This window comes from uncultured Microbacterium sp., assembly GCF_913776565.1.
Taxonomy (GTDB): Bacteria; Actinomycetota; Actinomycetes; order Actinomycetales; family Microbacteriaceae; genus Microbacterium.
Window position 1 is genome coordinate 1 of sequence record NZ_CAJYPF010000278.1, and the last position, 11,982, is coordinate 11,982.

General features: G+C 72.6%; 9 protein-coding genes. 8 read left to right on the forward strand and 1 reads right to left on the reverse strand.

From position 1 onward, the window contains the following. Positions 1 to 1,481 (reverse strand): sugar transferase (locus QZ433_RS15035; RefSeq protein WP_295785009.1); only part of this gene is annotated, 1,481 nt, incomplete at its 3' end. A 239-nt stretch (positions 1,482 to 1,720) separates the two neighbouring features. Here QZ433_RS15035 and QZ433_RS15040 point away from each other — a divergent pair. The 8 genes from QZ433_RS15040 to QZ433_RS15075 all read left to right on the forward strand — a co-directional run bounded on the left by QZ433_RS15040 (position 1,721) and on the right by QZ433_RS15075 (position 11,941). Continuing rightward, positions 1,721 to 2,737, forward strand: a complete 1,017-nt coding sequence (locus QZ433_RS15040) for a glycosyl transferase (RefSeq protein WP_295785010.1) — start codon at positions 1,721 to 1,723, stop codon at positions 2,735 to 2,737. Continuing rightward, the gene (locus tag QZ433_RS15045; protein ID WP_295785012.1) at positions 2,734 to 3,597 is read left to right on the forward strand and encodes an alpha/beta hydrolase; all 864 of its coding nucleotides are present in this window, start codon (positions 2,734 to 2,736) and stop codon (positions 3,595 to 3,597) included. The genes QZ433_RS15040 and QZ433_RS15045 overlap by 4 nt, the downstream gene beginning before the upstream one ends. A gap of 198 nt (positions 3,598 to 3,795) precedes the next feature. Then, entirely contained in the window at positions 3,796 to 5,145 is a 1,350-nt protein-coding gene (locus QZ433_RS15050; protein ID WP_295785014.1) for a polysaccharide biosynthesis tyrosine autokinase, read from the forward strand. A 16-nt stretch (positions 5,146 to 5,161) separates the two neighbouring features. Beyond that, the gene (locus QZ433_RS15055) at positions 5,162 to 7,321 is read left to right on the forward strand and encodes a glycosyltransferase (RefSeq protein ID WP_295785016.1); all 2,160 of its coding nucleotides are present in this window, start codon (positions 5,162 to 5,164) and stop codon (positions 7,319 to 7,321) included. Then, entirely contained in the window at positions 7,321 to 8,292 is a 972-nt protein-coding gene (locus QZ433_RS15060) for a glycosyltransferase family 2 protein (RefSeq protein ID WP_295785018.1), read from the forward strand. Before QZ433_RS15055 ends, QZ433_RS15060 begins: the two co-directional genes overlap by 1 nt. A 37-nt stretch (positions 8,293 to 8,329) precedes the next feature. Then, positions 8,330 to 9,751 carry a NosD domain-containing protein gene (locus tag QZ433_RS15065; protein WP_295785019.1) on the forward strand — a complete coding sequence of 474 codons (1,422 nt, stop codon included), beginning with the start codon at positions 8,330 to 8,332 and terminating at the stop codon, positions 9,749 to 9,751. Then, entirely contained in the window at positions 9,732 to 10,790 is a 1,059-nt protein-coding gene (locus tag QZ433_RS15070) for a glycosyltransferase (RefSeq protein ID WP_295785021.1), read from the forward strand. The genes QZ433_RS15065 and QZ433_RS15070 overlap by 20 nt, the downstream gene beginning before the upstream one ends. Continuing rightward, complete coding sequence (locus QZ433_RS15075; RefSeq protein WP_295785023.1) at positions 10,787 to 11,941, forward strand: cellulase family glycosylhydrolase; 1,155 nt, start codon at positions 10,787 to 10,789, stop codon at positions 11,939 to 11,941. Before QZ433_RS15070 ends, QZ433_RS15075 begins: the two co-directional genes overlap by 4 nt. The last annotated feature ends 41 nt before the right edge of the window (positions 11,942 to 11,982 follow it).

An 11,982-nucleotide genomic window follows, 5' to 3' on the forward strand; every position in this document is an offset into this window, starting at 1 on the left:
GCGCCTTCGCTGCGCAGCACGGCCTTGACGGTGCGCAGCAGGATCGCCAGGTCCCCGGTGAGGGTCCAGTTCTCGACGTAGAAGAGGTCGAGGCGCACGGTCTCGTCCCACCCGAGGTCGCTGCGACCGCTGACCTGCCACAGTCCGGTGATGCCCGGCTTGACCAGGAACCGTCGGTGCACGCTGCGGCCGTAGAGCTCCACCTCGCGGCGCAGCGGCGGGCGCGGTCCGACGAGCGACATCGATCCGCTCAGCACGTTGAACAGCTGCGGCAGTTCGTCGAGGCTGAAACGGCGCAGGATGCCGCCGACGGCGGTGACGCGCGGATCGTCCTTCATCTTGAACATGACGCTGTTGCCCTCGCCGCGCTCGCGGGCGTGCAGTTCGGCGAGGCGCTGCTCGGCGTCGGCGTACATGGACCGGAACTTCAGCATCGCGAACGTCTGCCCCTGCAGACCGATGCGCTCCTGGCGGAACAGCACGCCGCCGGGGCTCGTCGCGCGAACGAGGGCTGCGATCATCAGAAGCACCGGCGAGAGCACGACGATCAGCGACGCCGAGGCGACGATGTCGAACAGCCGTTTGACGTGCAGGCGACCGCCGGCGTAGCGCGGGGTCTCGACGTGCAGCAGGGGCAGACCGTTCACCGGACGGGCGTGGATGCGCGGACCACCGATGTCGGTGAGGCTCGGCGCGACCACCAGATGCTGCCGGCCCGGTTCGAGGTGCCAGCTCAGCTCGCGCACGGTGGCCGGCGTCAGCTCGTTCGCGCTCGAGATGAGGACGGTGTCGGCGCCCAGCACGCCGAGAGCCTCGACCACCTCCGCCGCGATCGCCCGCGCAGCCGCGCCGTCGGCATCGGCGGCGGTGCCGCTGGGGTCGTAGGCGCCGACCACCTGCAGGCCCGCGGCGGGCGCGCGACGCAGGTCGTCGGAGAGGGGACCGGCCACCGCGGGGGAGCCGACGACGAGCACGCGGTGCGACATGCGTCCGCGGCGACGCTGACGCAGCAGCCAGCGCCGCGCCGCGAACCGCGCGGTGATCAGCCCGGTGGCGGTGAGGACGCCGCCCGCGGCGAGGATCGCGTGCAGGCCGTGCAGCGAGACGACGTAGGCCACGAGGGCGACGCCGGCGAAGCTGAACACCACGGACAGCAGGACGGCGCGATACTCGCGGCTTCCCACGCCGTAGACGCGCGGCGCCCGGCTGCCGGTCATCGACAGGGTCACGAGCATCGCCGCGGCGAGCACGGCGAGAGCCGCCAGCACGGGCACCTGCACGCGCCCGTCGAGCGCCGGCAGGATCGTCGGCTGCGTGCCGATCACGGCGGCGGCGCTCAGGGCGGTGAAGACCACCGCGTTGTCGATGATCACGAGCAGGCGTCCGTAGGCGCGGGCCCAGCGCTCGCGCTCGCGCGCGGGCCGTGCGGAATCGGCGTCCACGATCTCGATCGTGTCGTCGTGGCGTCGCGTGATGGTCATTCCGTACCCCCGACCGACGAAATGCCCGGATCCCCGGCCGGATGCATTTTCGTCTTCTGCAGACCACGATGACCCCCGCGCATGCAGACGGCGTTACGCCGCGGTTACGAATTGCTGTCGATGCGGGGGGATGCCGGAAATGCGACAGGAATGCGTCGTTCCCCGTCATCCGAGCCGGGTATGGTCTGGCCGAAGAGCCGCCGGCGGTTCTGCAGGAAACATCCGGGGGGAGGTGGGCGATGTCCGAGAACAATGCGCCGATCACGGTGCTGCATTCGCTCGCGCCGCCCGACGGGACGACGCGGTACGTCGATCAGATGACCGACGGCGCCCCCGCGGACGTCCGCGTGCGGTATTTCTCGTGGCGCGTCGCGCTGACCGGTCGTTACGACGTGCTGCACCTGCACTGGCCGGAGTTCCTCGTGCGGGCGCGTCACCGCCGCACGCGTTTCGCCAAGCGCCTCGCGATGCGCGTCCTGCTGTGGCGCACGCGACGGGCCCGCATCCCGATCGTGCGCACGACCCACAACGTGACCCCGCACGAGTCGGGGACGGCGGCCGAGCGGCGACTCGTGGGCGCGGTCGATCGCGCGACCACCGCCTTCATCCACCTCAACGGCACCACCGCAGCCCCGGCTCCGGGTCTCGAGACGGTCATCGCGCACGGGCACTATCGCGACCGCTTCGCCGCGCACCCGCGCTCCGACCGCGTGCCCGGCCGGGTCCTGTACTTCGGCATCATCCGTCCCCGCAAGAACGTCGAGCACCTGATCGACGTGTTCCTGGCCCGGGAGCGCCCGGGCAGCCGGCTGCGCATCGTCGGCTCGCCGACGCCCGAACTGGCCGAGCGCATCACCGCGCGCATCGCCGGACACGACCACGTCTCGGCCCGGTTGGCCTTCGTCGACGACGACGAGCTCGTCGCCGAGGTGACGGCGGCATCGCTCGTCGTTCTGCCCTACAGCGAGATGCACAACTCCGGCGCGGCCCTGGTCGCGCTGTCCCTCGACCGACCCGTGCTGGTGCCGCGCAGCCCCGCGAACGACGAGCTCGCCCGCGAGGTCGGTCCCGGATGGGTGCTTCCGTTCGACGGGGCCCTCGACGATGTCGATCTGACCACTGCCCTCGCCGCCGCCGGGACCATCCGCGACGGTGATCGTCCCGCGCTGGGCGGTCGCGATTGGGACGAGGTCGGTCGCCGCCACCGCGACGTCTACCGCGCCGCCCTCGACCGTGTCCGAGGAGGATCACGATGACCCGCACCGCCGCCCGATCCGGGACCGTCCTGGGGCTCGTGGCCCTCGGGATCGCGCTGGCCGCCTGCAGCCCCTCGGGACCGGCGTCGTCGGACGATCCGTCCATCACCGTCGAAAAGGGCATCGAATACCCGGGGGCCGACGGCTCCGACCTCGAGGCGGACGCGTGCCTGCCCACGAGCGAGGGTCCCCACCCCGCCGTCGTGCTCGTGCACGGAGGGGCGTTCAAAGAGGGCGATCGCGGCACCATGAGCGGCATCTGCCGCGCCCTGGGCGACCAGGGCTTCGCGGCCTTCGCGGTGGATTACCGCCTGATCCCCGCCACCTACCCCGCCCAGATCGACGATGTGTCGGCATCCATCCGCTGGCTGCGCGAGGAGGCGCAGGTCGAGCGCTTCGGCCTGGACGGGTCGCTGTCGCTGCTGGGCAGCTCGGCCGGCGCGATCATCGCCCTGAGCACGGCCGAGGGCCTCGAGACGGCCTCGACGCCGGTGGACGCGGTCGTGGCGTTGTCGCCGGCGGCCTCGCTCACCGCGGACGCCGCCCAGCTGGGCGACCCGCGCCCCGACCTCGAGAGCGTCGTGCAGGCCTACCTCGGTTGCGACGACCTGGTCCAATGCCCGGATGCCGCGGCGGCCTCGCCGGTGCAGTCGGCGCAGCTGCTGCCGCCGACGCTCATCGTCCACGGCAGCGACGACCTGATCCCCCTCGCGCAGGCGGAACTGCTGGACGGGGCGCTCGCGGATGCCGGAATCACCCACGATCTCGTCGTGGTCGACGGCGCGAAGCACGGGCTGCAATTGCTCAACAATGACACCCGTCGTTCGATCGTGTCTTTTCTGCGAGATAACGCCGAATAGCGGACCACGTGCACCGGTTGGACGCATTCCGTTAGGGAAACCGGACACAATTCGCCGTCACGATGCAACACGGCGGTAATAGAGAATCCATAACCTGCGATCAACCAAGAACGTCGCCGGGGGGATAAAGCGTTCGGAGCCTGTGGGGGTGCCGAGTGGTTCATCCGCGAGTGACGCGTCACGAACGATCGGATACACATGAGCGCCACCGCCCTGCTTCGAGCGATCAAGAAATGGTGGTGGACGCTCGTCGCGTTCTCCGCCCTGGGCGTGGCGGCCGGTTTCGCCGTCGGTCTGATCCTGCCGCCGGTGTACAGCTCGACCGCGCAGCTCGTGGTCGCGTTCAACGCCCCGGCTCAAGCCGGGTCGAGCGATCTCGTGCAGGCGAACAGCTTCGCGGTGCAGAAGGCGTACGCCTACACCGAGATCGGTCGCTCGCCCCGCGTGCTCAACGAGGTGATCGCCTCGCAGGGGCTCGACACCACGGTCGAGAAGCTCGCGCGTGAGCTCACCGTCGAAGCCCCGCTGAACACCCCGATCCTGCAGCTCACGGCCGAGGCGCCGACGGCCCAGGAGGCCGCGACCCTGGCGACCGCGTTCGTCGACGCCTTCACGCAGACGGTGCAGTCGATCGAGACGCCGGCGGGCGCGACGTCCTCGCCCGTACGCCTCGAGACACTCCAGGAGCCGGAGGTTCCGGATGAGGCCTCGTCACCGAACGTCCTCACCAATCTCGCGCTCGGGTTCGCCGTCGGGTTCGCCGTCGCGCTGGTGTGGATCGCCCTGGCCGCCATCGGCGACCGGCGCGTCCACGGGTCCGCGTCGGTCGGCGAGGGGGTTCCGCGCGTGCTGGGCAGCATCCCCGGGCGCGGCAGCAGCCTGACCGAACTGGTGGACGCCCCGCAGTCGCGCGAGTCCGAGGCCTACCGCACCGTCGCGGCCGTCCTCGGGCACATGCCGCACACCCGCCTCGACGTGGTGGCGGTCGTCCCGGCGACCCCCCGTGACCGCGCATCGGCGCTCTCGACCAATCTCGCGCTGGCGATGCGGGAGTTCGGAGTCGGGGTGGTGCTCGTCGACGCCAACCTGCGCGCGGGCACGATCTCGTCGCAGCTGTCGCTCGAAGGCCCGGGTCTGGCGGGTGTGCTCTCCGGTGAGGCGACGGTGGTCGAGGCGGTGCGCGAGGTCGCCGGCATCGCGGTCCTGCCGGTGGGGCGGACGCTGCAGAACCCCGTCGAGTTGATGTCCGGCCCCGGGTTCGCCGCGGTGGTCAAGGCCCTGTCCGAGACCTACGACATGGTCGTTCTGGACGCCGCGCCCGCTCTCCCGCTCAGCGACACCATCTTCGCGGCGTCCACCGCCGGCTCCACGATCCTCGCGGTCACGGCGGGCCGGGCGACGGCGCCGCAGCTCTCGGCCGCGACCGAGGGGCTGCGCGCGGTCGGCATCGACCCGGTCGGAGTCGTCGTGGTGGATGCCAAGACCGCCGGCGTCGACGCCGATGCGGCGACGTCGTCGTTCCGCGACCTGCGTCCGGCGCGGGCCTGAGGGGCACGGGCCGCTCATGCGCATCGCGATCCTGACCACGGCTCTCACCGGCGGCGGCGCCGAGTTCGTCGCCGGGGCGTGGGCGAACTGGTTCGCCGAAGAGGGCAATGAGGTACGGGCGATCCTCACGGACCCGCACGCCGCGATCCCCGAGAGCGTGCCCTTCGCGGTGCACCGCGTGGCCGGCGGAGGATCGGCCGCGACCGTGCGACAGGTGCGCGCGGCGCTGCGCGCTGAGCCGGTGGACGCGGTGGTGGCCCTGCAGAACTTTCCGAATCTCGTCGCCCTGGCCGCGACCCGCGGGCTGCGGCCGCGACCGGCGGTGCTGGTGAGCGAGCGCAACATCACCACGCGCGAGGCCGAGCCGCAGTCGCGCGCCGATCTGTTCAAACGCGAGATCGCGCGCCGGGTGTACCGGTACGCCGACACGGTGGTCGCCATCTCGCATCCCGTGGCGGGGGAGCTCGTCGGCGCCTACGGCGTGCGCCCCGATCAGGTCGTGGTGGTGCCGAATCCGGCCGGGCGGCGTGCCGAGGTGCGCACGGCGGTGTCGCACCGCTCCGACACCATCTCGCTCGATCGCACCCTGCACCTGCTGCTGCCGATGCGCCTCGTCCCGCAGAAGAGGGCGACCCGCGCCGTCGAGGCGGCGGCACTCCTGCGCGCCGAGGGGCGGGACGTACGCGTGGTGTGCTTCGGCAAGGGGCCCCTCGTCGACGAATTGACCAGATACGCGGCCGACCGCGACGTGCCACTGGACCTCCCGGGGTGGACGGCCGACTGGGTGGCATCCGCTCCCGAGAACGCGATCACGGTACTGCCGTCGTATCGCGAGGGGTTCGGCAATGTGCTGGTCGAGTCGGCGATGGGCGGCATCCCCAGCGTGGCGGTGTCGAACTCGTACGGCGCCGCCGACGCGATGGTGCCGACCGTGACCGGCGAACTGGCGTTCTCGGGCGATCCGGTCGACATCGCCGATGCGATCCGGCGGGTGCGCGGCCTCGACGCGGAGCGCACCGCGGCGTGGGCGAAGCGGTTCTCGAGCGCGCACAGCGGAGGAGTGCTGCTCGCCGCGATCGAGCGCGCTCTCGGCGGCGGGACGCCCATGTCGGTTCCGGTGCTGGCTTCGGCGGTCGGGCAGTTCGACAACGTGGGCGACACCGTGCTGCGGCGCGGCTACCTCGATCACCTCCGCACGCTCGGCCCGCTCACGGTGTGGGTGGGCGACAAGAGCGACGACTACCTCAGCGGCCTCGGACTTCAGCCCGGCGACACCGTTGTGCGCGACGCCGGGCACTGGCGCCGCACCGTGTCGCGTCGTCTGCTGACCGGACGGGGGATCTACGCCTTCGACACCGGCGAGACCGAGGTGCGCCGCGGCTTCGCGCTGCGCTATCTGCGGCTCGCGCCGCTGCTGCTCGTGCACCGTCTGCGCGGGGGCACCGCGATCCTCACCGGCGTGGGCGTGCGCGAACCGCACGCCTGGCGACACGTGATCGCCGCGGTCCTGCGGCTGTGTCGGGTGGTGACCTGGAGGGATGCCCCGAGCCGGCGCATGATGGGGATCGGGGACGTCACTCCCGACTGGGCGTTCGCCCTGGGGGCGGATGCCGCAACCCTGCGCGACGCGCAGGCACCGCGACCGCTGCTGGCCGTCTCGGTGCGTCAGGGCCTGTCGCATGCCGCGCGCGAGCGCCCCGACGGCCGCTGGGTCGGCACCGTGCGCACCCTCGCAGACGACCTCGGGCTCCAGCCCGTCGTCGTCGCCCAGATCGAACGCGACGGCGACCTCGCCCGCGATCTGGCCGCGCGGCTCTACTGCGAGGCCGTGACCTGGCTCGACGCCTCGCACGCGCGGCAGGAGCAGCGCCTGCGCGAGACCTATCGTCGCAGCGCGGCAGTGCTCAGCGATCGCCTGCACGCCGTCGTCATCGCCGCGACCGAGGGAGCCGTGCCGATCGCGCTCAGCACCGGTCCGCTCGACAAGACCTCGCGCACCCTCGAGGGGGCGGGGATCACCGGCACCAGCGTCGCCCGCGACCTGCACGACGTCGCCGCGGCGCGCGAGCGCATCCGCGACGCCCTCGCGCGGCGCGACGAGATCGTCCGCGCCGTCATCGGCGCGAGGGTGTCGCTGCGCGCGCTGACGGCCTCGATCGCCGACCGGGTGCGCTGATGACGGCCGCACCGCGCGTCTCGATCGTGCTGCCCGTGTTCCGCGCCGCCGCGTTCCTGCCGCGGGCCGTCGATCAGCTGGTCGCCCTGGACTACCCGGACCTCGAGGTCGTGATCGTCGACGATGGCTCGCGCGACGACACCGCCGAGACGGCACGCGTCCTCACCGCCGACGACGACCGGATCCGCGTCGTCGAGCTGCCCCGCAACGGCGGTGTGGCGCGTGCGCGCCGCGCCGGGGTCGAGGCGGCGACAGGGGAGTACGTGTGGTTCGTCGACGCGGACGACGCGTGGAGCCCCGACGCCCTGCGCACGCTCGTCGGGATGGCGACCGCCCGAGACGCGGACGTCGTGGTGGCCGCCGCGACCCTCGTCACGCGCGGCGGCGATCGACGCCCCCTCGTCCCGCCGGTCTCGCCGCCGGTCAGCGGACGGGCGGCGTTCCGCATGCTGCTGCGCGGCGAGATCACCGGCCACCTGTGGAACAAGCTGTTCCGCCGCGACACGCTGCTGCGCGCCGCCTTCGCCCCGGCCCGGGTGCAGTCCGATCTCGCCCTCGTCGCGGACGCGCTGGGGCACGCGACGGCGGTGGCGTTCACCGGCATCCCGATCTACGACTATCTGCTGCGCGACGGTTCGATCATCACCTCGGTCCGGCAGCGGGCGGACTCCCTCGCGCTCATCGACGAGACGGTCACCGCCGCCGCCCGCCGGCTGGGCCTGCACGACGCGGACGACCTCGTGTACTTCCGCGCGCGGTACATCGCGCTGTCGGGGATCAAGGACGCCCTGAGGGCGGACTACCTGATATCTGAGCGGAAAGTACTGGTGTCGCGCAACCGTCGGATGCTGGGCCCGGCCGAGATGGCAGTCTTCTTGAGACGCCGTGATGTTCGCCGGGCCCTTCTCACCCTGACCGCGAAAAGCTCCACTCGCGCACACCGGGCTCTCCTGACCATCGCGGACGGCTAGAACCCCGATGTTCCCCCAGCCAGATCAGGAGCCCCCCGTGTCACTGTCCCCCCGTCGCGTCCTCGCGCCACTGCTGCTCGTCTTCGCCCTCGTCGCCGCCCTGCTCACCGCCGTCCCCTCCGCCGCGGTCGCCGCGCCGTCCGCGGTCGGTCCCGGAACGTACGAGGAGACCTCGCCCGCCGTCTCGTACTCCGGAACCTGGACATCGTTGGGATCGTCGGGTTCCAGCGGCGGCGCCATCCGCTACAGCACCGTGTCCACGGCATCCGCGAGTCTCACGTTCACCGGCGGGTGGGTCACCTGGTACACGTGGAAATCGCCGAACGCCGGCATCATCCGCGTCCTGATCGACGGGGCCGAGGTCGCTCGCGTCGACAACTACGCCAAGTCCAGCTCGACCGCTGTCATCGGCTACAGCGCCCCCGTGTCCGCGGGAACGCACACCATCACCATCGTCGGGTCGGGGTCGAAGAACGCCGCCTCGGGCGGGCGCATGACCCACCTGGACTCCTTCGTCGTCACCGCGGAGGCGGTCGACCCGCTCGACACCTCCGACATCCCGCGCGCCACCGACTGCCCCGCGGCCACCGCGACGGTGACCAACGCCGTCGAGCTGACCGCCGCGCTCAAGGCAGCCGCGCCGGGGAGCGTCATCCGGCTCGCCGACGGCACCTACACGGGTCAGTTCCTGCTGACCGCGTCGGGCACGGCCGACCGCCCCATCTGGATCTGCGGATCGTCCAAGGCGACGCTGACCACCGGCGCGATCGACAGCGGCACCGCCCTGCGCGTCGAGCAGTCCTCGAACGTCGTGCTCACCGGCTTCACCGTCGCGCGCTCGCTGCAGGGCGTGATGGTCAAGTACAGCTCGCGTCTGGTGCTGAGCGACCTCATCGTGCGCGACACCGGTTACGAGGGCATCCACCTCTACGCCCTGACGACCGACAGCGTCATCGCGCACTCCGTGCTCGGTCGCACCGGCTCGCTCGACGTCGCCTACGGCGAGGGCGTGTACATCGGCACCTCGCAGCGGCGGTGGGCCGAGGTCACGCAGGGCTACGCCGACGCCTCGGACCGCAACACGATCATCGCGAACAGGTTCGTGCAGACCGGTGCCGAGGGCATCGACGCGAAAGAGGGCACGAGCGGTGGCGTCATCGCCGACAACTCCTTCGAGGGCGTGCTCGCCGGATCGCGCTCGCTCGGCTGGGTCCTGGTGACCGGCAACGGCTGGTCGGTCACCGGCAACACCGGCGACACGGCCGTCGGAAACGCCTACGCCTCGATGAGCTGGGGCGATTGGGGCTATGACAACGACTTCCGGGCCAACACCGGTCGGGCCGGGACCTCCGGCTACGGCGTGTGGGTCCACGACAAGACGCGGGGTGTCACGGTCGCGTGCGACAACGACATCGAGGCCGCGGGAAGCGGGAACACGAATGTCTTCTGCTCGGCCTGACACCGACCTCGTCTTCGTCGTCGGGGCGCCCGACGACCCGGCGACGCGGACCGCCGCGATCTGGGCGGACGCCCTGGCCGCGAGCGGGATCGCCACCGACACGGTCACGTTGCGGACCCTGCCGGGCCGCGGCGGCGCGCGCGTCGCCGCCCTGGCCGCCCGGCTGGACGCCCTCGCCCCTCGCGCGGTGGTGGGAGCGGGAACCGCGGCCGCGCTCGCGGCGCTGGCGGCGCGGGAGCTGACCACCCGACCACCGGCGATCGTGGCGAGCGAGCATCTCTCGGTCGCCGCGCGGCGGCGCAGCCGTGTCCCCGCCGTGCGGATCGGTGCGCTGCAGGCTCGGCGCCGCTACCGCTCGGCCGACGTCGTGATCGCGTCGTCGCACGCGCTCGCCGCCGAGGTCAACGCCGGATGCGGGGTCCCGGCCAGTCGCAGTCTGGTCGTGCCCCCACCCGTGCCGGGGGTCGTCACGACGGGCGGCGCGCGCGAGCCGCGCGTGCCCGGGACGGGTGGCGGAGTGACCGTCGTCGTGGCGGGGGACCCCCTCGCCGCGGACGACCCGCTGCGCGTCGTCGCGGCGGCCGGCGAGCTCGACCGACGCGGGATCGCGGTCGAGCTCGTCGTCCGCCCCGGCGGCGCGCTGTCCGAGGCGGTGCGTCGCGCGGCGGTGTCGCGCGGTCTCACGGTGCGCGCCGACGACGGGTCCTGGGGGCCGAGCGCGGTCGTGGTGCTCGGCGCCGCCACCGCCGGTTTCGGCGTCGAGTTGGTCCGCGCCGCCGCACGCGGGGTGCCCGCGGTGGCGGTGTCGACCGCTCTCGGGGTGGCCGACGCCATCGTCCCCGGCGTCACCGGGGAGCTCGCCGTCGCCGGCGACGCGGTCGCGGTCGCCGACGCGATCGTGGCGGCCTCGCGTCTCGAGGTCGCCGGGGTCGACGACTGGCTCGCCCGCTTCGCCCCGGCATCCAGCGCCCGTCTGCTGCTGCGGGCGGTCGATCTGGCGGTGGCCCACGCCGATGCGGGACGGGCCGTTCCGGCATGACGCGGCGCGCTCCCCGCGCGCTGATCGGCGTCGTCCTGATCGCCGGGGTGGTGCTGGCCGGGTGCGCCCCCGGGCCGCGTCCCGAGGTCGTGCCGGTGCCCGCGGACGCCTTCGACACCTACCTCGATGGCGCCCCGTACCTGCGCGGCGTCAACCTGTACGGTCACGTGCTCGCCGGCGCGGGGGCCGCCCCGGGGGCGGCGAACGAGCCCGACGCGAGCTACGCCTTCCTCGCCGCGCGCGGAGTCGGCATCGTGCGCCTGGCCGTGCCGTGGCAGCGCCTGCAGGTCGTTCCCGCGGGGGGATCCGCCCTCGACGGACTCGCGCAGCCGATCGACACCGCGTACCTCGACGCGATCGTGGCGGAGGTGCGGACGGCGTGGGGCCACGGCATCCGCACCGTCGTCGACCTGCACAACGGCTGCACCTACCCGTGGGGTGCGGGGCCCGCGATCCCGGGCAGCGTGCGGTGCGGCGACGGCATCACCGAGGACCACGTCACGACCGTCTGGACGGCCCTCGCGGGGCGGTTGCACGACGAGCCCGGGGTGGCCGCGTACGACGTGTTCAACGAGCCGCGGTGGTCGGTCGGCGTCGACGTGTACAAGCACTACGCGCAGGTGGCGGTGGATGCCATCCGCTCCACCGGTGCGACGCAGCCGGTGTGGGTCGAGGGCATCCTCAGCGACGAGCGCGGCAGGCTGGCCGCGATCGCGCCCGACGGACCGTGGATCGTCGACCCGACCGGGCGGGTGATCTACTCGGAGCATTTCTACGCCGACGCGTCGGGACCGGCGTACGCCGACATCGAGGACCCCGAGCGCGTGCTCGACCGCCTCCGCACCTTCGGCGACTGGTGCGCGAGATGGCAGGTGCGCTGCGCGGTCGGCGAGGTGGGATGGCCCTCGGGCGGCGACGGCGGCGCCACCACGGCGGCCGACGGCGAGCGGTGGAACGCCCTGTTCGACCGCTTCTACGACCTGGCCGACGGGTACGCGCTCGACGTCACCTCCTTCGGCGCCACCAGCGTCCGCACGGTCGGCACCCTGCTGGCGTACGTGTCGAGCGAACCCGGGATGCCGTCGCCCACCGGGATCGACACGGCGCTGTCGCAGGCGCGGGTGATCGAGGCCCACCTCTCGCCGAGGTGAGCCCCGCCGCCCTCAGTTCGCGATGGTCAGGCTGACGGCCG